This window comes from Enterobacter sp. HNDS-6, from assembly GCF_039850505.1.
GTDB classification, from domain to species: domain Bacteria; phylum Pseudomonadota; class Gammaproteobacteria; order Enterobacterales; family Enterobacteriaceae; genus Enterobacter; species Enterobacter kobei.
On the sequence record NZ_CP156673.1, the window covers coordinates 1,644,040 to 1,663,496 of the forward strand.

General features: G+C 56.5%; 21 protein-coding genes. 8 read left to right on the plus strand and 13 right to left on the minus strand.

The window, feature by feature from the left end; translation table 11 throughout:
- The first annotated feature begins 53 nt into the window (after nucleotides 1–53).
- Nucleotides 54–647, plus strand: coding sequence for an NAAT family transporter YhgN (yhgN, locus tag ABFI50_RS07725; protein ID WP_003861574.1), 594 nt, complete (start codon nucleotides 54–56; stop codon nucleotides 645–647).
- A gap of 101 nt (nucleotides 648–748) precedes the next feature.
- On the opposite strand, the gene tusA is transcribed toward yhgN, so the two are convergent.
- On the minus strand, nucleotides 749–991 hold the full coding sequence (gene tusA, locus ABFI50_RS07730; RefSeq protein WP_347485785.1) for a sulfurtransferase TusA: 243 nt from the start codon (nucleotides 989–991) through the stop codon (nucleotides 749–751).
- 167 nt (nucleotides 992–1,158) lie between these two features.
- Between tusA and ABFI50_RS07735 the strand changes: the two genes are divergently transcribed.
- Both ABFI50_RS07735 and ABFI50_RS07740 read left to right on the plus strand, forming a co-directional pair.
- Nucleotides 1,159–1,824 carry a 7-cyano-7-deazaguanine/7-aminomethyl-7-deazaguanine transporter gene (locus ABFI50_RS07735; protein WP_014885561.1) on the plus strand — a complete coding sequence of 222 codons (666 nt, stop codon included), beginning with the start codon at nucleotides 1,159–1,161 and terminating at the stop codon, nucleotides 1,822–1,824.
- A gap of 72 nt (nucleotides 1,825–1,896) precedes the next feature.
- Nucleotides 1,897–2,454, plus strand: coding sequence for a DcrB family lipoprotein (locus tag ABFI50_RS07740; protein WP_023309515.1), 558 nt, complete (start codon nucleotides 1,897–1,899; stop codon nucleotides 2,452–2,454).
- Between the two features lie 3 nt (nucleotides 2,455–2,457).
- On the opposite strand, the gene ABFI50_RS07745 is transcribed toward ABFI50_RS07740, so the two are convergent.
- Nucleotides 2,458–3,675 (minus strand): MFS transporter, encoded by a 1,218-nt coding sequence (locus ABFI50_RS07745; protein WP_347485788.1) that lies wholly within the window; start codon nucleotides 3,673–3,675, stop codon nucleotides 2,458–2,460.
- A 145-nt stretch (nucleotides 3,676–3,820) separates the two neighbouring features.
- Here ABFI50_RS07745 and ABFI50_RS07750 point away from each other — a divergent pair, with 145 nt between their 5' ends.
- Both ABFI50_RS07750 and acpT read left to right on the plus strand, forming a co-directional pair.
- Entirely contained in the window at nucleotides 3,821–4,870 is a 1,050-nt protein-coding gene (locus tag ABFI50_RS07750) for an AI-2E family transporter (protein ID WP_014885564.1), read from the plus strand.
- A gap of 100 nt (nucleotides 4,871–4,970) precedes the next feature.
- Nucleotides 4,971–5,567, plus strand: coding sequence for a 4'-phosphopantetheinyl transferase AcpT (acpT, locus tag ABFI50_RS07755; RefSeq protein WP_050862870.1), 597 nt, complete (start codon nucleotides 4,971–4,973; stop codon nucleotides 5,565–5,567).
- On the opposite strand, the gene arnF is transcribed toward acpT, so the two are convergent.
- The 8 genes from arnF to ABFI50_RS07795 form a co-directional block, all read right to left on the minus strand.
- Nucleotides 5,524–5,928 carry a 4-amino-4-deoxy-L-arabinose-phosphoundecaprenol flippase subunit ArnF gene (gene arnF, locus ABFI50_RS07760; RefSeq protein ID WP_050862869.1) on the minus strand — a complete coding sequence of 135 codons (405 nt, stop codon included), beginning with the start codon at nucleotides 5,926–5,928 and terminating at the stop codon, nucleotides 5,524–5,526. The genes acpT and arnF overlap by 44 nt on opposite strands.
- Nucleotides 5,925–6,260 carry a 4-amino-4-deoxy-L-arabinose-phosphoundecaprenol flippase subunit ArnE gene (arnE, locus tag ABFI50_RS07765; protein ID WP_014885567.1) on the minus strand — a complete coding sequence of 112 codons (336 nt, stop codon included), beginning with the start codon at nucleotides 6,258–6,260 and terminating at the stop codon, nucleotides 5,925–5,927. Before arnE ends, arnF begins: the two co-directional genes overlap by 4 nt.
- A complete protein-coding gene (arnT, locus tag ABFI50_RS07770) occupies nucleotides 6,260–7,915 on the minus strand; it encodes a lipid IV(A) 4-amino-4-deoxy-L-arabinosyltransferase (RefSeq protein WP_050862868.1) in 1,656 nt (551 codons plus the stop codon). Before arnT ends, arnE begins: the two co-directional genes overlap by 1 nt.
- Nucleotides 7,912–8,814, minus strand: a complete 903-nt coding sequence (arnD, locus tag ABFI50_RS07775; protein WP_071922814.1) for a 4-deoxy-4-formamido-L-arabinose-phosphoundecaprenol deformylase — start codon at nucleotides 8,812–8,814, stop codon at nucleotides 7,912–7,914. The genes arnT and arnD overlap by 4 nt, the downstream gene beginning before the upstream one ends.
- On the minus strand, nucleotides 8,811–10,793 hold the full coding sequence (arnA, locus tag ABFI50_RS07780) for a bifunctional UDP-4-amino-4-deoxy-L-arabinose formyltransferase/UDP-glucuronic acid oxidase ArnA (protein ID WP_014885570.1): 1,983 nt from the start codon (nucleotides 10,791–10,793) through the stop codon (nucleotides 8,811–8,813). Before arnA ends, arnD begins: the two co-directional genes overlap by 4 nt.
- The gene (arnC, locus tag ABFI50_RS07785; protein ID WP_045135446.1) at nucleotides 10,790–11,773 is read right to left on the minus strand and encodes an undecaprenyl-phosphate 4-deoxy-4-formamido-L-arabinose transferase; all 984 of its coding nucleotides are present in this window, start codon (nucleotides 11,771–11,773) and stop codon (nucleotides 10,790–10,792) included. The genes arnA and arnC overlap by 4 nt, the downstream gene beginning before the upstream one ends.
- Before the next feature lies 1 nt (nucleotide 11,774).
- Entirely contained in the window at nucleotides 11,775–12,914 is a 1,140-nt protein-coding gene (gene arnB / locus ABFI50_RS07790) for a UDP-4-amino-4-deoxy-L-arabinose aminotransferase (RefSeq protein ID WP_058690285.1), read from the minus strand.
- Nucleotides 12,915–13,237: 323 nt separating this feature from the next.
- Complete coding sequence (locus ABFI50_RS07795) at nucleotides 13,238–13,744, minus strand: phenolic acid decarboxylase (protein ID WP_014885573.1); 507 nt, start codon at nucleotides 13,742–13,744, stop codon at nucleotides 13,238–13,240.
- A 99-nt stretch (nucleotides 13,745–13,843) separates the two neighbouring features.
- On the opposite strand from ABFI50_RS07795, the gene ABFI50_RS07800 reads away from it, so the two are divergent.
- Nucleotides 13,844–14,725 carry a LysR family transcriptional regulator gene (locus ABFI50_RS07800; protein WP_014885574.1) on the plus strand — a complete coding sequence of 294 codons (882 nt, stop codon included), beginning with the start codon at nucleotides 13,844–13,846 and terminating at the stop codon, nucleotides 14,723–14,725.
- A gap of 32 nt (nucleotides 14,726–14,757) precedes the next feature.
- Nucleotides 14,758–15,552, plus strand: a complete 795-nt coding sequence (locus ABFI50_RS07805) for an SDR family NAD(P)-dependent oxidoreductase (protein ID WP_023338852.1) — start codon at nucleotides 14,758–14,760, stop codon at nucleotides 15,550–15,552.
- 5 nt (nucleotides 15,553–15,557) lie between these two features.
- Here ABFI50_RS07805 and ABFI50_RS07810 read toward each other — a convergent pair whose 3' ends face one another.
- Nucleotides 15,558–16,085 carry an NlpC/P60 family protein gene (locus tag ABFI50_RS07810; protein ID WP_032664916.1) on the minus strand — a complete coding sequence of 176 codons (528 nt, stop codon included), beginning with the start codon at nucleotides 16,083–16,085 and terminating at the stop codon, nucleotides 15,558–15,560.
- 240 nt (nucleotides 16,086–16,325) lie between these two features.
- Between ABFI50_RS07810 and ABFI50_RS07815 the strand changes: the two genes are divergently transcribed.
- Nucleotides 16,326–16,988: an HAD family hydrolase gene (locus ABFI50_RS07815; protein WP_072093626.1), complete on the plus strand. Its 663-nt coding sequence runs from the start codon at nucleotides 16,326–16,328 to the stop codon at nucleotides 16,986–16,988.
- A 60-nt stretch (nucleotides 16,989–17,048) separates the two neighbouring features.
- On the opposite strand, the gene ABFI50_RS07820 is transcribed toward ABFI50_RS07815, so the two are convergent.
- Nucleotides 17,049–18,074, minus strand: coding sequence for a TerC/Alx family metal homeostasis membrane protein (locus ABFI50_RS07820; RefSeq protein ID WP_014885578.1), 1,026 nt, complete (start codon nucleotides 18,072–18,074; stop codon nucleotides 17,049–17,051).
- An 87-nt stretch (nucleotides 18,075–18,161) separates the two neighbouring features.
- A complete protein-coding gene (locus ABFI50_RS07825; protein ID WP_045135459.1) occupies nucleotides 18,162–19,361 on the minus strand; it encodes an NAD(P)/FAD-dependent oxidoreductase in 1,200 nt (399 codons plus the stop codon).
- Nucleotides 19,362–19,457: the final 96 nt, after the last annotated feature.

Here is a 19,457-nt window from a genome sequence, read left to right on the forward strand (position 1 = left end):
AGAAATACAGCTAATTATCATAATAACCATAGAGATGTTCAGGGATAATTTACATGAGTGAAATCATTTCCGCAGCGGTTTTATTGATCCTGATAATGGATCCACTGGGCAACCTGCCTATCTTCATGTCGGTGCTGAAGCACACTGAGCCGAAGCGCCGCCGGGCGATCATGATCCGCGAGCTGCTCATCGCCCTGCTGGTGATGTTTATCTTCCTGTTTGCGGGAGAAAAGATCCTCGCCTTCCTGAACCTGCGCGCAGAAACGGTCTCCATTTCCGGCGGGATTATTCTGTTCCTGATTGCCATTAAGATGATTTTCCCGAGCGCCGAAGGGAGCAGCAGCGGCCTGCCCGCGGGCGAAGAGCCGTTTATCGTACCGCTGGCGATTCCCCTCGTCGCCGGGCCGACCATTCTGGCCACCCTGATGCTGCTGTCGCATCAGTATCCGAATCAAATGAGCCACCTGGTGATTGCCCTGCTTATCGCCTGGGGCGGGACATTTATCATCCTGCTGCAATCGTCGCTGTTCCTGCGCCTGCTGGGGGAGAAAGGGGTTAACGCGCTGGAGCGCCTGATGGGGCTGATTCTGGTGATGATGGCGACGCAGATGTTCCTGGACGGGATCCGCGCGTGGATGAAAGGCTAGGTAAAAGCAAAATGGCCACGCAGTGGCCATTTTTAGTGTTTGCCCCCTCTCCCCGTGGGAGAGGGCCGGGGTGAGGGCATCAGACCGCAGCGGCGGACCACCTACCCCTTACGAATCAAATACCGGTACGGCAGCGCTTTTGTCTGCTGCGCCACAAGCTCATGCTCCATAAAGGTACAAAACCCGGGAATATCGCGGGTCGTGGCCGGGTCGTCGGCAATAATCAGCAGCGTTTCACCGGGCTGCATGTTACGCACGGTCTTGCGTACCATCATTACCGGCTCCGGGCAGCGAAGGCCCTGAGCATCAAGGGTATGGTCTGGGCTGGAAAACAGGTCGGTCATGGTCTTCTCGGTCTGGTAAAAACGGCTGTAGTTTACGCCCGGTGGCGGACAATGCAAACCAGGTTAACGATTGCGCAAAAATCAACCATTGCAATGTCCAGCCAAAGCAGTATCATGCTGCGGTTTTTATTGGGTTCCCTCACCCCAACGTATAAAAAGGTCACAATATGACGCAGTTCTCTGAATCACAGCGCGTTAAAGCGTTGTTCTGGCTTTCGCTTTTTCATTTACTGGTGATCACGTCCAGTAACTATCTGGTGCAGCTCCCCATCTCTATCTTTGGTTTTCATACCACCTGGGGCGCGTTCAGTTTTCCGTTTATTTTCCTCGCCACGGATTTGACCGTGCGTATTTTTGGCGCACCGCTGGCCCGCCGCATTATTTTTGCGGTCATGCTTCCGGCGCTGTTCATCTCATACGTGGTGTCGTCCCTGTTTTATATGGGAAGCTGGCAGGGCGTTGAGGCGCTGACGCACTTCAACCTGTTTGTCGCCCGTATCGCCGCGGCAAGCTTTATGGCCTACGCGCTGGGGCAGATCCTTGATGTGCACGTGTTTAACCGTCTGCGCCAGAACCATCGCTGGTGGATGGCGCCTACCGCCTCCACGCTATTCGGTAACGTGAGTGATACGCTGGCCTTCTTCTTCATCGCTTTCTGGCGCAGCCCGGATGCCTTTATGGCCGAGCACTGGATGGAAATTGCGCTGGTGGACTACTGCTTCAAGGTCCTCATCAGCATTGTCTTCTTCCTGCCAATGTACGGCGTGCTGCTGAATATGCTGCTGAAAAGGCTGGCAGATAAATCTGAAATCACGGCATTGCAGGCTGGTTAAGGGTTCGCTTTATCAGTTGTGATAAGATGGACGAATGAGCCGTTATGGCCGTTTATCGAAAGGAAGAAGTCAATGCGCAATCTGGTTAAATATGTCGGGATTGGCCTGCTGGTTGTGGGTCTTGCAGCCTGTGATAACAGCGACACGAAAACGCCTGCTCAGGGCGCATCCGCAGAGAGCAACGCGACCGGCCAGCCGGTGAATCTGATGGATGGCAAACTCAGTTTCTCTCTGCCAGCCGATATGACTGACCAGAGCGGCAAGCTGGGTACCCAGGCGAACAACATGCACGTTTACTCCGACGCAACCGGTCAGAAAGCGGTCATTGTGATTGTGGGCGACGATACCAGCGAAGACCTGGCCGTCCTGTCTAAACGTCTGGAAGATCAGCAGCGCGGCCGCGATCCGCAGCTGCAGGTGGTGACCAATAAATCCATCGAGCTGAAAGGCCACACGCTGCAACAGCTGGACAGCATCATCTCTGCCAAAGGCCAGACCGCTTACTCTTCTGTGGTGCTGGGCAAGGTGGATAACAAACTGCTGACCCTGCAGATCACCCTGCCAGCGGAAGATCAGCAGAAAGCGCAGACGGCGGCTGAAAACATCATTAACACCATCGTGATCCAGTAACCTTCACGATGATGACGTGGCCTCCGGTGCTTGCACCGGGGGCCATTTTTTTAGCCGCCACGTCAGTAACAAGGCAATTATCACCAGACCTGCTGCGGCAAGATAAATCACCGGTACCCCTGCCCAGGCCATCACCAGCCCCGCCAGCGGCCCGGTAATGCCTAACGACATATCCATAAATACCGTATAGGTCGCCAGCGCCGCTCCCTGGTTCTGCTGCGGCACCGCTTTCACCGCCACCACGCCCAGCGCCGGGAAGACCAGCGAGAAACCGGCCCCCGCAAGGAAGACACCCATTTTCGCCATCCAGGGTGCACTGGCGATACCGGTCAACAGCAGCCCGACTATCTCGACCGCAAAGCAGATCATCGCCACATTCAGCCCACCCAGACGGTTGATGCCGTTCGGGAAAAGCAGGCGCGCGCCAACAAACGCCACGCTAAAGAGGGTTAACGCAAAGGCCGCGCCCTCCCAGCCTTTGGCGTCATAGAACAGGGTAATGAAGGCCGCAATGACGCCGAAGCCGGTCGTCGCCAGGGCCAGTGCCATACCGTACGGCCATACGCGGCCCAGCACAGCCCGAAACGGCAGTGGCTTGCCCTTGCTGGCCTTTACTTTCGGGCGCGGCAGGGCAAACAGAATCGCCAGAAGCGCGACCACCATAATGGTGATGGCGAGTCCATAGAGCCCGCCAAAGGCATAACAGGCCACGCCGAGCGGTGCACCGAGCGCCATCGCGCCGTAGGTAACAATTCCGTTCCAGGAGATCACCCGGCCAATATGTGATGCGCCGACAACGCCCACGCCCCACAGCGTGGAGCCGGTTCCCGCCAGACTTTGCCCAATACCGAGGATGACGCGGCCCAGGCAGAGGAGCGTCAGACTGACCAGCGGCCAGGCGCTGGTTGTGGCCGCCAGCAGGTAGCTCAGGCCACTGAGGAAACAGCCGCACAACCCCACCACGACGATGCTTTTTGGTCCGAACATGTCCGCGTAGCGCCCGGCATGCGGCCGGCTTAACAGCGTGGCGAAATACTGCAGGCTAATCACCAGCCCCGCCCAGAATGCGCTAAACCCCATTACGTCATGGACATAGCCCGGCAAGACCGCCAGCGGCAGACCAATGGTCAGATAACTGGCAAAGTTGAAAATGACGACGGAAACAATACGCAGATTGAGGCGCAATCCGCTCAGCGCCGGTTCAGCGGCAGGTTCGGGCATGGAGTTAGACCTGAATTTTTTGCAACAGTGTTTCACTATTACCACGACGCCATCAGAAAATCAGCCCCGACTTTCAGATTATCGGTGCCAGACGAAGCGGAAGCCAGGCACTACACTTAATGCGTCATCTTACTAAGGAACGCGCATGATCTCCCCCCAGCCCGATAAAGCAGGACTCCACATTTTATTAAAACTCGCCTGTCTGGTGGTTATCCTCGCGGGTATTCATGCTGCCGCTGACATTATCGTCCAGCTCCTGCTGGCACTCTTTTTTGCCATTGTTCTCAATCCGCTGGTGACCTGGTTTTTACGCCGGGGCGTTAGCCGCCCGGTGGCCATCACTATTGTGGTGATTGTAATGCTGATTGGCCTGACGGCACTCTTCGGCGTACTGGCCGCATCGCTGAGCGAATTCTCCACCATGCTGCCGCAGTACAATAAAGAGCTGACGCGCAAAATCATCGCCCTGCAGGAGATGATGCCCTTTCTTAACCTGCATATCTCGCCAGAACGGATGCTGCGCAGGATGGATTCAGAGAAAGTCATGACCTACGCCACCACGCTGATGACCGGTCTTTCCGGCGCGATGGCCAGCATTTTGCTGCTGGTCATGACGGTGGTGTTCATGCTGTTCGAAGTCCGTCATGTGCCCTACAAGCTGCGTTTTGCATTAAATAACCCGCAAATCCATATTGCCGGTTTACACCGCGCGCTGAAGGGCGTGTCCAAATATCTGGCGCTGAAAACGCTGTTGAGCGTATGGACCGGGATCATTGTCTGGCTGGGGCTGATGCTGATGGGCGTCCAGTTCGCCCTTATGTGGGGGGTGCTGGCATTTCTGCTGAACTACGTTCCCAACATTGGCGCCGTACTCTCCGCCGTGCCGCCGATGATTCAGGCGTTTCTGTTTAATGGATTTTATGAATGTATGCTGGTCGGCGCGCTGTTCCTCGTCGTGCATATGGTGCTGGGGAATATTCTAGAGCCGCGTATGATGGGGCACCGGCTGGGCATGTCGACGCTGGTGGTATTTTTATCCTTACTGATTTGGGGATGGCTGCTGGGCCCGGTTGGGATGCTGCTGTCGGTTCCGCTGACCAGCGTATGTAAAATCTGGATGGAGACCACCAAAGGGGGCAGCAAGCTGGCGATCCTGCTGGGGCCGGGACGACCCAAAAGCCGGTTGCCGGGCTAAGCCGCTGGTCGGGTTAGCCATTATCGGGGACAATAGATTATAGTAATGGTTTCGCCGCGCAACTTTGCGACTCTCTGTTTGACTGAAGGCCAGACGTTATATGTACCAGGTTTTTCTGGGAAAAATCTCCTCGCTGAGCACCAACCGCTGGGCTCAAGCGCTCTCCCGACACGCGCCCGAAGGCGCCCATCGCGCGCGCTGGCTCGCTGGACGCGGGTTGCTTTCGCGTCTGTTGGCGCCGACGCCACTACCGGAGATTATCCACAACGAACAGGGGAAACCCCTTTTTGCCGGCGACTATCCGCTGTGGTTCAGCCTTAGCCACTCGGGAGATGAGATTGCGTTAATTATCAGTGACGAAGGTAACGTGGGCTGTTCCCTGGAACGTATTCGCCCGCAGGATAACTGGCGCACGCTCGCTAATGCCGTCTTCAGCGGCGCCGAGCATGAAGAGCTGGAAAAGGAAACGCCAGAGCGCCAGCTTACGGCATTCTGGCGTATCTGGACGCGAAAGGAAGCGATCGTTAAACAGTGCGGCGGTCACGCCTGGCAAATGGTTAGCATTGACAGTACCGCCAGCGCGTTTCATTCAGTCAGCCACTGCCGCATAGACTCGCTGAGTCTTGCGGTCTGTACCGCAACGCCCTTCGAACTCAACGCCGGCCTGATTCATTCTGCTGACGACGTGCTGGCCTAAAAATCGTTAGTACACCCAGCATAATAAACCCGACGCCCACCAGCCCGTGCCAGGAGAAGTGTTCCCCCCAGCCGGGCAGGACGATTGCCGCGGCCCACACCAGAATATAACTGAGGCTCAGCAAGGCATATGCTTTGCTGAGCGCCATTCGATGCAGCGCCAGATACCAGCAGCCCATAGAGGCCACATACCCCATCACCCCCAGCAGCAGCGCGCCCGTGCCGGATGAGAAGTGCCACAGCGCGGAAATAAGCGCCAGAACATCGCTGACCGGCGGCAGTGCCTGCATGGCATCGCGCAGCAACAGCTGTGCGGCGCTGACTAACAGCACGCTGCATAACGCCCAGAACGCGCCTTTCACAGGCTTCCTCCCAGCACGATAATCCCAATGATGATAAACCCGACCCCCAGCCAGTGGTGCGCAGCAACGTGTTCGCGCCAGAATACTTTTGCCGCCAGCGTTACCCAGACAAAGTTGAGGCTCAGCATAGGATAGGCGACGCCAACAGGCAGGCGTTGCAGCACCACCAGCCAGACCAGCATTCCGCTACCCAGCGCCAGCCCTGCCAGACCAAGCCACAACATAATGTGCGCGCCGCGCCGCCCGGCTTTCGCCGGACGGGTGGCCTGTTTCTGGCATAACTGCCCCGCGCAGCTGAGCAAGCTTGCCAGTACCAGCCAGGTCCAGGTCATCACTTCGGCAGATACTCCAGCAAGGCAAACCGTCCCTGGATATAGAGATTGTCCGGCTGCGGTAAATTCGCCCGTGAGATATCGTCACGTTTTGACAGCAGAACCACCAGCGACACACGCCCCTGCTGACGATGCGTCGCCAGCCACTGGGCGAAGTCATCTTTGTCGACGTAACGATCTTTCACATCGGGATAATCCAGCCCATAACGCAGTTCGCCGCTCTGACCAAACAGCGTAATGTCATTACGCTTCAGCTCCCACGCCAGACCCGCGGCCACGCCAACGTTATTGGCCAGCACAAATCGGCTTTCCTGAAGCGGCTCGCGCACGGTATCGACCAGCGACTGCGGCTGTTTGGAATCCACCACCAGGTTAGGAATGGCAAAACCAATCAGCAACGCCAGGCCTGCAGGACACAAGGCTGCCAGCCACCAGCGCTGCTGACTCTGTCTGAACGTAAACCAGCCCACCGCGGCCCAGAGGAGGAACGCCACCACTGCACAGAACACTTTGTACAGTTCGACCGGCGTCCAGACCGGATGCTTAGCCAGCCCCCATGGCGAGACCACCAGCGCCGCAATCACGCCGATCACCCCAAACGCCAGGTTAATCCCACCGTTAATGCGCAACGCTCTCGCACCTTTTTCCGCCGCGAGGCAGGCATAGCGCGCCATCAGGATAGCCAGCGGGGCAAAACAGGGCAGGATGTAGGTCGGCAGTTTGCCTTTAGCGATGCTGAAGAACAGCAGCGGCATCACCACCCAGCCCAGCAGATAGAATCCTCCCCCCGCGCTTTGTCTGTCATTCCAGCCGAGACGAAACGCGCCCGGCAGCAGTGCCAGCCACGGCAGACTGCCCGCGAGCAGGAACGGCAGGTAATACCAGAACGGGGCTTTATGCTGGGCGTCGCTCTGGGCAAAACGCTGAATATGTTCAACCCAGAAGAAGTAACGCCAGAAATCAGGCTCCCGATGCGCAATCGCCAGCGCCCACGGCAGGACAATCAGCACGCAGCTCAGGATCGCGAGCCAGCCAAAAATCAGCACCTCTTTCCAGCGCTTCTGGACGATCACCCACGGCAGCACGCCAATCACCGGAACGGCCAGCGCCAGGAAGCCTTTGGTCATCACCCCCATTCCGCAGGCCAGCCCAAGCAGCACATAGCCACCCGCTTTTCCGGCCACGGTTTGGGCCTGCGAGGCCAGCCAGAAGCTGCACATCGCCGCCACCAGCCATAGGGTGATGATAGGATCCAGCACCGCATACGTGCCGATACCGTACACCAGGAACAGGGTCAGGAAGATGAGGCCGGAGAAAATGGCTACTCGCTTATCCCGCCAGAGACGCCAGGCCATCCAGATCACCAGCAGCGCCGTTAACCCGGTGGAGAATATCGCCCCGGCGCGTACGGCAAAGTTGGTGTGCCCGAACAGCAACTGCCCGAGACTGTTGATCCAGTAGCCAGCAATCGGTTTTTCAAAGTAACGCAGCCCCAGAAAATGCGGGACGACCCAGTCACCCGATGCCAGCATTTCGCGGCTGATTTCCGCATAGCGCGTTTCGTCAGGCTGCCACAGCAGGCGGACATCGACAGGAATGAGGTAGTAAACGATAAACAGTGCGAGAAGCGCTAAGCCATAACGGGCTGTTTTCATGGGACCGGACTCACGGTGTGTTGATGGCCAAGCCAGCCTTCCCGGCCAGCCAGTTCATTACGGACAATTTTTCCCACAGGCAGGGTGCTGAGGTCGTCGGGCAGCAGCTCGCTCAACGGGCAGAATTCAATGCCCTCCTGAGCGGCCAGGGTCAGCAACGTATCGAAATCATGCTGATACGCAATCCCCTCTACTTCTGCATGGATGGTATACACCGGCGTACCCGTATCGCGATGCATACGGTCCAGAATATAACGATTAAATTCTTCCGCCTTCACCTCGCGTCCGACCACTTCATCCCAGGTGGGAAGCGTGACCGGAATTTGCACCGTACCGTAGTGATTTTCGCCTAACAGCGGCAAAAACGGCCCGGTTCCGCGGCAATCGCTGTTGTAGCGAAACGCAAAGGCTTCTTTGGCCTTTACGACCCGTTGATCCGCACGCCATCCTGCCACGGCGGAACAGCGCACGGGCTGACCGGTGATGGCCTCCAGCTCCAGCATTCCACGCTCAATTTCACGGGAGAGACGCGGGATATCCCAGACGCCTGCCCACGCCTGCCAGGCGTGATGATCCCAGGCATGCAGGCCGACCTCATGCTGCTGCGCCGCCTCACGGATAACCGCTTCGTTACCCGCGCCGATGCGTCTACCGGGCCAGGCGGTGCCGGCCAGCAGAATATCCCAGCCGTAGAGAGATGCTGCGCGTGAGCGCAGCATTTTGAACAGAAATGCCGGTTTAATCAGACGCCATAAATGGCGTCCCATGTTGTCAGGCCCCACGCTGAAGAAGATGCTGGCACGCACACCGTGCTTGCTCAGCAGTTCCAGCAGCCTGGGGACGCCGTCACGCGTTCCCCTGAAGGTGTCGACATCAATGCGTAAACCGACTTTTTTCATGAGACCTGTTCCGACAGCTCCACGGTGCGCAGGAAGAAATCGAGCGTCTCGTCAATGGTTTGCTCCATCTTCACCGTTGGTGTCCAGTTCAGGCAGCGCTTCGCATTGCGAATGCTCGGCTTACGGTGCTCAACGTCCTGATAGCCTTTACCGTAGTAGCTGCTGCTTTCCACTTCGCGGAAACCGGCAAACGGTGGGAATTTATCGCGCAGCGGATGGCGCTCAAAGCTGGCCAGCAGCATCTCAGCCAGTTCGCGAATGCTCGCTTCGTTGTCAGGGTTCCCGATGTTGATGATTTGACCGTTGCAGCGGTTATCTTTGTTTTCGATGATGCGGAACAGCGCTTCGATACCGTCGCTGATATCCGTGAAGCAGCGTTTCTGTTTGCCGCCTTCAATAAGCTTAATCGGTGAGCCTTCCACCAGGTTCAGGATCAGCTGGGTGATCGCACGGGAGCTACCGATACGCGCCGCGTTCAGGTTATCCAGACGCGGGCCCATCCAGTTGAACGGACGGAACAGGGTAAAGCGCAGCCCCTCTTTCTCACCGTAGGCCCAAATCACGCGGTCCAGCAGCTGTTTGGAGACAGAGTAGATCCAGCGCTGTTTGTTGATCGGCCCGACCACCAGGTTAGAGGTGTCTTCGTCGAAGTTTTTGTCGGTACACATGCCGTACACTTCAGAGGTGGACGGGAAGATGATGCGCTTGTCGTATTTCACGCAGTCGCGAATGATCTTCAGGTTCTCCTCGAAGTCCAGCTCGAACACGCGCAGCGGGTTACGGGTGTACTCAATAGGCGTGGCGATGGCGACCAGCGGCAGTACCACGTCACATTTTTTAATGTGGTATTCAATCCACTCGGAATGGATGCTGATATCCCCTTCCACGAAGTGGAAGCGTGGGTTGTCGAGGAAACGACTGATCGCATCCGCGCCAATATCCAGGCCATAGATTTCGTAGTTATCGTCTTTGAGCAGGCGTTCAGTCAGATGGTTACCGATAAAGCCGTTTACGCCGAGGATCAGCACGCGGGTGCGGCGTTTAACGGCAACCACCGGGGCGCTTGTGATCAGCGCCCCGGCGACCAGACCCAGAGACTGGGCCAGCTGCGTGCCCTGCACGTAAAGACCGCTGTCGGTTTGCCCGGTAATAATCTCCAGCGCCTGCTCGCCGCAGCTCACAATCAGCGGGGAGACGGAGACAACGGTGCCCGGTTTTGCCGCCGGGATGTCGTCGCGCACGCGGGATTTCCAGACGATAAACTTGCTTACGCCCGCAAAGCTGTATGCCCCCGGCCACGGGTCGGTCACGGCGCGCACCAGGTTGTGAAGCTGGCGAGCAGGTTGGTTCCAGTCCAGACGACCATCCTCCGGCGTGCGGCGACCGAAGGTACTTGCTTTGCTCTCATCCTGCGCGGTCTCGCTGAAGGTGCCGTTCAGGATAGCTGGCAGCGCGTCGCGCAGCAGGCTTTGTGCCACGGTGCAAAGTTTCTGGTGCAGCTGCAGCGCCGTTTCATCCGCATCGATTGCCACGCGGTGCTGGGCAATGATGGCCCCCGCATCCGCACGGTGGACCATCCGGTGCAGGGTCACGCCCGTTTCCGTTTCGCCGTTCACCAGCACCCAGTTCAGCGGCGCGCGCCCACGGTAGGCTGGCAGCAGTGAGCCGTGAAGGTTAAATGCTCCTTTTGCGGCCAGGCCGAGGATCTCGTCGCAGATCAGGTTGCGATAGTAAAACGAGAAGATGACATCAGGGGCAAGCGCGCGGATGCGCTCCACCCACAGCGGATGGTTCACGTCGTCCGGGGCATAAACCGGAATCCCCCGCTCGGCGGCGATGCGCGCCACTGAGCTGAAAAAGTGATTTTCGCCCGCCGTGTCCGGATGGGTAAAGATTGCCGCAATGTCATAGCCCGCTTCCAGCAGGGCCAGCGTGCCCGTGCAACCCATATCGTGATAGGCAAATACAACAGCTTTCATGGGTGGATTTCCTCTTGAGATGCTTTGTGTTCCTGACGGACAACACGTTGAATAAAGTAGCGCGGACGTGCGCGGACATCGTTATAAATTCGGCCAATGTATTCACCGAGCAGGCCCATGCCGACAAACTGGGCACCGATGAACATAAACAGCACGGCAAAAAGCATGAAGACCCCTTCCGCCGCCCACTGCGGGCCAAAGACCAGCCGCAGCACCACCAGCAGGACGGAGAGCGCGAACCCCGCCAGCGCGATGATGCTGCCGAAAACGCTCAGCAGACGCAGCGGCGTGGTGGTCAGGCAGGTGATGAGGTCGTACATCAGGTTGATGAGACGCATAAAGCTGTACTTTGATTCCCCGTGCTCGCGCTCGGCGTGCAGAACCGGAATTTCCGTTGCCTTACGGGCAAAGGTATTCGCCAGAATCGGAATAAACGTGCTGCGCTCGTGGCAATGCAGCATGGCGTCGACAATATGACGGCGGTAGGCGCGCAGCATGCAGCCGTAATCGCCCATCGCTTTACCGGTCGTACGCTGGATAAGACGGTTGATAGTGCGTGAGGCCAGCTTGCGGAACAGGCTGTCCTGACGGTTCTGACGCACCGTGCCGACCACGTCATAGCCTTCATCGGCTTTCGCCACCAGGCGTGGGATCTCCTCCGGCGGGTTTTGCAGATCCGCGTCCAGAGTGATGATCAGATCGCCCGTAACGTGGCTAAATCCGGCCATGATCGCCGAGTGCTGGCCGTAGTTACGGTTCAGCAGCACGGCAACAATATGGCTGCCTTCAGCCTGGGCAGCATCGGTCAGCATCATTGCGGAGTCATCGCTACTGCCATCGTCCACCAGCAAAATTTCATACGCTTTGCCCAGCGTCTCGCAGGCGGCCGTCGTGCGGCGAATCAGTTCAGGCAGGCTCTCCTGTTCGTTATAAACAGGAATGACGACGGAAACTTTTTGTACGGGTGGTGCACTGAACATATCAATGTCCTGCAAGCTGATGGAGCGCGGTAATGACGCGGGTTGTGTCGTCATGAGTCATGTCCGGAAAAAGAGGGAGAGAACAAATACGCGCGCTATTCCATTCCGAATTCGGGAGCGATACATCAGGAAAACGCTCGCGGTAGTATTTTTGAGTGTGCGCCGCGCGGAAGTGCAGGCCGGTACCAATGCCCTTCTCCTTCAGCGCCGCCATCAGGTTATCGCGTGAAATCCCACAGCGGGCTTCATCAACGCGAATAATAAACAGGTGCCAGGCGTGAACGTGCGGCCATGCCGGGATGGTCAGCGGCTGGAACGGCGTATCGGCCAGCTCCCGCAGATAGCGTTGCGCGATTTCCTCACGGCGTTTGTTGGCCTCTTTTAATTTGCCCAACTGCACCAGCGCCAGCGCGGCGTTAATATCCGCCAGGTTGTATTTATAGCCCGGCGAGATCACTTCAGCCTGCGGTGCACGACCGTGCGTCTGGCGGTCATAGGCATCCACCCCCAGGCCGTGGAATTTCAGACTGCGGATCCGCGCAGCAAGCTGAGCGTTATCCGTGACAACTAAACCGCCTTCTGCAGAGGTCATATTTTTAATGGCGTGGAAGGAAAAAATCGCCGTCCCTTTCCAGCCCACATGGCGGTTCTTGTAATAGGTTCCGGCGGCATGGGCAGCATCTTCAATAACGGGAATACCGTGACGTTCGCCAATGGCATGAATCGCGTCGATGTCACACGGTGCGCCAGCATAATGGACGGGGATAATGGCTTTAGTACGCGAGGTTATCGCCGCTTCAACGGCGTCAGGCGTCACCATCAACGTGTCGTTGTCCACATCAATCATCACCGGTGTGGCACCCAGCAACACGATCATATTTAGCGTGGAAACCCAGGTCTGGGAGGGGGTGATCACTTCATCGCCGGGGCCAATATTCAGCGCCATCAGCGTGACATGCATGCCCGCGGTGGCAGAACAGACGGCAATCGCATGCTGATTGCCCGTCAGATGACAAAATGCCTCTTCAAGCTCCTGATTTTTAGGCCCCGTGGTGATCCAGCCCGACATCAAAACGTCCTGAACCGCCGCCATTTCTTCGGCACCCATTGAGGGTCGCGAAAAGGGCAGAAAATCACTCATTATTAATTTCCTTGCAATAAAAATGGCACGTTTTTGATATTAACCAAATGCCGGTCCGTTTATTTCAACGAACCATAAACTCATATCAAAATAGCTTTCATTTCTTAGGGAAAAATTAAGACAACGTTTATAACGTTATAGAACTACTAGCAGACACTTTAAAAACAACAAGTTAAATTAATATTAAATATTTTTTATTGTGACCTTCACAACGTTTTGCCAGGAAATGATTTAAACCAAACATCAACAAACAAAAAAAATCCCGGCCATTTCAAAATAATATGAAATAGCCGGGAACTTTTCTTTTTAGTTAATTGTCGCGCTTATTTTAAGTTTTCTGGAAAGTTTTCAGGTAACTCGCTGGCCGCACAGGCAATCACGCTGTCATCATTTGGACCACAGTCGCGCACAAAGGTGATTGTCGCGAATTCATCAATCACTTCTGTGGGATATGCCGGACCGGCATCGCGATAGCTATTCATCAGCGGAATATGATCGTTCTGGAAACAGACGGTTTTTTCCGGATTGTTCATTACCCAGCGCGGGAAGAAGATGGTGCCGTGGAACAGGTTGTCGCCCAGGTTAACAATCAGGCTCACGTCAGTACCGGTTGGCTCTGTCCAGGAGATTTTATAGATGCTCTCCCCGACGCGAACGATGTACGCCTGCTGATCTTTTACCCAACGGTTTCCGACCAGGCCGCTGTGAATACGGTAGTCGAGGGTGTTTTCATTTTTGACGTAAATCTCGTAGTTCCAGCCGTTATCGTAGGTATAAACCAGATGTTTGCCAACGAAGCCGCTTAAGTCATGTTTGTCGAAGTTGCTCATGATGTGTCTCCTTTGTTTTGATGAACGTATCGTACCCCTTCAAAAAATGAATGAATAACGCTATGTTTGAATCAAATTAATTCAAAAATTAGATATGTCATGCATAAAACAACTCTTGAACAGTGGTCACTCCTGGAAAAAGTGGTCGAGGCCGGGAGTTTTGCCAAAGCGGCAGAACAGACACACCGCAGCCAGTCTTCCGTCAGTTACAACCTCTCTTTACTCCAGGAGCGCCTGGGCATTGCGCTGCTGGTGGTGGAAGGGAGACGGGCAGTCCTCACGCCCGCAGGAGAATTATTGCTGAATCAGGTAAAACCGCTGCTGAAAGCGTTCTCTTATGTTGAGACGCGCGCCGCGACGCTGCATAGCGGCATGCGCACCCGAGTCGATCTGATCGTAGACAGTATTTTTCCCCGCCGCAGGCTGTTCGCGATTTTAAGACAATTCCAGCAACGGTATCCGCAAACCCAGGTGCGCCTTACCGAGGTGCTGGAAAATAGCCGCGCGGACACGATAAACGACGAAGCGGACGTAATGGTCCTGACCCGCCGCCAGGACATTACCGGGCTTGGCGAGTGGCTGATGAATATCGACTTTGTCGCCGTGGCGCATTACCAGCATCCGCTCTTTTGTCTTGATGCACCGCTTAATGATGAGATGCTGCGCCCGTGGCCGCTTATCCAGATTGCGGACAGCCAGAACGCCGCGCGGGCTGCCGGCGAGTCGTGGACGTTCTCCACCATTGATGCTGCCATAGAGGCGGTTGTCTCTCAGGTCGGCTACGGCTGGCTGCCAGAGGAACGCATCCAGCCCCTGCTGGAGCAAGGCTTACTGAAAATCCTTCCGCTGAACCACGGTGTCCGCCGGGCCACGCCGCTGCATTTGATCGTGAAACGTACCCTCGCCCCGCTGGATGAGCAGGTTGAAACCCTGCTGCGCCTTTTTAGCCAGGAGCCGTCATCACCACCTGCTACGCTTTAAGGTCCGAACGCTAAAACGATAAGGAGCAGAAGATGAAAATCGACTTTGCGGGGAAAGTGGCGCTGGTGACTGCCTCAACCGGCGGTATCGGGTTCGCCATTGCCAGAGGCCTGGCGGAAAGCGGCGCGGAAGTGATCGTGAATGGCCGCAGCATCGACTCGGTGAACAAGGGTATTCAGCAGTTACAGCAGGTTGTACCCGGCGTACAGGTGCGTGCCGCCATTGCCGATCTCAGTACGGCAGAAGGGGTTGAGTCGCTGCTGAAGGTCGCAAGTGATGTCGATATTCTGGTGAACAACGCCGGAATTTACGGCCCGCAGGACTTCTATAGCACCGACGATGAAACCTGGGAGCGTTACTGGCAGACCAACGTGATGTCCGGCGTGCGTCTTTCCCGCGCTCTGCTGCCAGGAATGGTGAAAAAAGGCTGGGGACGGGTGGTGTTTATCTCTTCCGAATCGGCCTGCAATATTCCGGCGGATATGATCCACTACGGGGTGACCAAAACGGCACAGCTCTCGCTCGCGCGCGGGCTGGCGAAGTTCGTGGCGGGATGCGGCGTGACGGTGAACAGCGTACTGCCGGGGCCCACCCTGTCGGACGGTTTCGCTGAAATGATGAAAGATGAAATCGAGAAAACCGGGAAATCGCTGGAGCAGCTGGCGAAAGAATTTGTCATGGCCAACCGCCCCAGCTCGGTTATCCAGCGTGCGGCCACGGTAGAAGAGGTGGCCAATATGGTGATTTATGTCTGTTCGCCTCAGGCCTCCGCCACCTCGGGCGCAGCGTTGCGCGTCGACGGTGGCGTGGTGGATGACATCATCTGATCCCGTTACGCCGCACTGCCCGTCACGCGGCGGGCCGTGATGTAATGTGCTTGCCAGTAGTCATCGGTCAGGGTTGACACCGTCACCCCCTGGCTGCTGGAGGCGTGAATAAACCGGTTGTCACCGATGTAGACACCGACATGCTTGCGGTTTGGCCCCGTCTGGAAGAAGACCAGGTCGCCGGCCTTAAGACGGTACTGCGCCACCTGCACGCCGCGATGGATTTGCTCGCTGGTCGTGCGCGGCAAATTAAGATTCGCCGCATCGCTGAACAGGTGCTGCATCAGTGCAGAGCAATCCACGCCGCGGTGGCTCGTGCCGCCCCACTGATACTGGGTTCCCTTCCACTTCTGGTATTGATCGAGAATGCGCGAGCGCAGCGGGCCCGTTTCCTGATGAAACAGCGCCGATTTCGCGGGTGATTCCGCAAACGCAGAATTCATCGAGATCATCGATGCAGGCAGTTGAAAACTCATTGCAGAAAACGAAGCAAAACTGAGTGTGAGGATTGAAATAAGCAATCTTAACGTCATATCAAAAATTGTGGCTTAGAGTGAATTTTTCCTTACGCGTGGGGGCCAATGTTCCCCCGAAATATCTTTCGATGTGGCGATAATATAGGCAGTTCATTTTTTCACCAACGACTATCGAGGCCAAAAATGGACTCACTTTTAGATCGCAAGATCGTGAAAAAAAGAGTGGTGATGTAAGGACTGTTCAGATAAAGCAGGTAAACTGATCCGCAGAATGTGTATTTCAGCTAAGACGTATTTATGACCAATATGATTGCCGACGAGACGGTGGCTAAATCCAGCGTGCTCTCTGTCTTTGATTTTGATGGGACACTAACGCACCACGATAGCTTTATCCCTTTCCTGCGTTTTGCCTTTGGGAAACGCTACTTCGCAGGCCGCCTGGTGCGCATGGCGTTACCTACGCTGCACTGCGTTCGCCGCAAGCTGACCCGGGATGAGCTCAAGGAAGTGCTGATCAAAACATTCCTGACGGGAGTGGATGAGCACTGGCTGCGCCAGCAGGCGGAAGCATTTTGCGAAAAATACTGGAACAAGCTGATGCGCCCCGAAGGGGTTCTGGCCGTGGCGGCGGAGGTGAATTCCGGTGCGGAGGTGACGATCTGTTCTGCCTCTCCGGCGCTGGTGCTTCAGCCCTGGGCGGATAAGCTCGGTATTAAGCTGATTGGCACCCAGCTGGAAGTGAAAGACGGCAAGCTGACAGGACGCATCACCGGCAATAACTGCCGCTGTGCCCAGAAAGTCGCAAGACTGGAAAAAGTGTATGGCGATCTGAAGGCCTATCACCTGCGCGCCTGGGGAGATACCCGCGGCGACCACGAGCTGCTGGCCGCGGCGCAGGATCCTCACTGGCGGCATTTCCACCACCCGCGCAAGCGCCGGAATTCGCCGATTAAGGGTTAGGTGCGGTCTGGTGCCCTCACCCCAGCCCTCTCCCACGTGGAGAGGGAGAAAGGCAAAGCATCAGGCCTCACGTTTCCCAGGGAACATCACGCTCGCAATAATCCCCAGCGCCAGCACGCCTAAGACCACAAACAGGCTCGCCGTCGCGCCAATGCTGTACCCGTGATGCCAGAAGTGATCGGTGGCATTTAACCCCAGCTTGAACGCCACGAAGAACAGCAGCAACACCACGGCTTTCTCAAGGTGGACCAGATACTGCTTCAACGCTTCCAGCACAAAGTAGAGGGTACGCAGGCCGAGAATGGCGAACATCATGGCGCTATAGATAATCAGCGGCTCGCGGCTCACGGCAATAATGGCCGGTACGGAGTCAAATGCGAACATCACGTCAGAAAGTTCCACCACTGCCACGCAAAGCAGCAGCGGCGTCGCGTAGCGTTTCGCCTTCTTCACGCGCCCGACCATGACGTCCTGGTTTTCCGGCTTTTCAAGCTCCGCATCCACCTCTTTCTGGGTCAGGATAAAGGCATTGCTGCTGATTTTCGGCCAGACCGGATAGAAGCGCTTCACCAGGCGGTACGCGAGATGGCCGGAGTAATCTTCCACTTCGTCACTCTCTTCATTGCGTTTGAGCATCATCACCGCCGTCCAGCCGACAACCAGCGCAAAAATGACCTCCACGTACGGCCCCAGGCTCAGCAGGCTGGTTCCGATCGCCACGAAAATACCGCGGAAAACAATCGCCCCCAGCACACCCCAGTAGAGCACGCGGTGACGGTACTTATCCGGCACGCCGAACCAGGCGAAAATCGCCATCATCACAAACAGGTTATCGACGGAAAGCACCTCTTCCAGCGCATAGCCGGTGAGGAACAGGCTCGCCATCTCTGCACCGTGGTGGACATACAGGAACCCGGCGAACGCCATCGCCATCATGACCCAGAAGATGGACCACATCGCCGCGCTTTTCAGCGAGACAGGTTTATCGTGACGGTGCATAAAGAGGTCGATAAACATCGCCCCAACGGCCATCACCACAAAGACAACAACGGTTTCCGTCGGGAAACCGAGATGAGCAGCTGACATACACAACCCTTTTTTGGATACAAAACACCATGCAGACAATAAAAAGCGCGAGCCCGTTAAGGGCACAGCACGCAAAAAAAATAAATATTAACTGTTCTTTTCGGCCAGCGCCTGCGCACACGCCCAGGCACTTGCCCACGCCCACTGGAAGTTATACCCGCCGAGCCAGCCGGTGACGTCCATCACTTCGCCGATAAAGTAGAGCCCCGGCACGTTGCGGGCTTCCATGGTGCGCGAGGAGAGTTCATTTGTATCAACGCCGCCCAGCGTCACTTCCGCCGTGCGGTACCCCTCGGTGCCGTTTGGCTGAACGCGCCAGTTTGTCAGCGTCTCCACCAGCGTCTCTTGCTCGCGGCTGTTCAATTGCTTAAGCGATACGTCCGGGATCTGCCCCAGCACCTGAAGGCACTCCACCAGACGTTTTGGCAGCTGCATCGCCAGCGTGTTTTTCAGGCTCTGATTCGGGTGCGCCTCGCGCTGCTCGTTGAGGAACGCGTCCAGGTCGCAGTCCGGCACCAGATTCACCGTGACAAATTCACCCGGCTGCCAGTAGCTGGAGATTTGCAGTACCGCCGGGCCAGAGAGCCCCCGATGGGTAAAGAGCAGGTTTTCACGGAATACCGTCCCGTCTTCGGCAGTCATGACGGAAGGAACGGAGACGCCAGAAAGCGTCTGAAGCTGTTCAAGAAGGGGTTTGTGCAGCGTGAACGGCACCAGACCCGCGCGCGTGGGCAGTACCTTAAGACCAAACTGCTCGGCAATCTTATAGCCGAACGGGGACGCGCCCAGACCCGGCATAGAGAGGCCACCGCTGGCGATGACCAGATTATCAGCACTGACGGTTTCACCGTTCAGCTGCAGCGTGTACCCCTGTTCGTCGCGGGCGACCTCCAGCACTTCCGTGCGCAGACGCATCACCACGCCGCCCTTCTCGCACTCGGCGACCAGCATATCGACAATCTGCTGCGCGGAGTCGTCGCAGAACAGCTGTCCCAGCGTCTTTTCATGCCACGCGATGCCGTGCTTGCCCACCAGGTCGATAAAGTCCCACTGGGTGTAACGCGCCAGTGCAGATTTGCAAAAATGACGGTTTTGGCTCAAATACGCCGCGGGTTCGACATAAAGATTGGTGAAGTTACAACGCCCGCCGCCCGACATCAGGATCTTGCGGCCAGGCTTTTTTCCGTTGTCCAGTAACAGCACACGACGACCCGCCTGTCCGGCCATCGCCGCACAAAACATACCCGCCGCACCGGCACCAATCACCACGGCATCAAACCTTTCCACGTCAAAATCCTCTTCGTTAACTGCCGCGGATTGTAAAGTTTCCTCTGTGGTCACACCAGCGTAAAAAGTTCTTACAAAGCCATTCCATTGAAATTT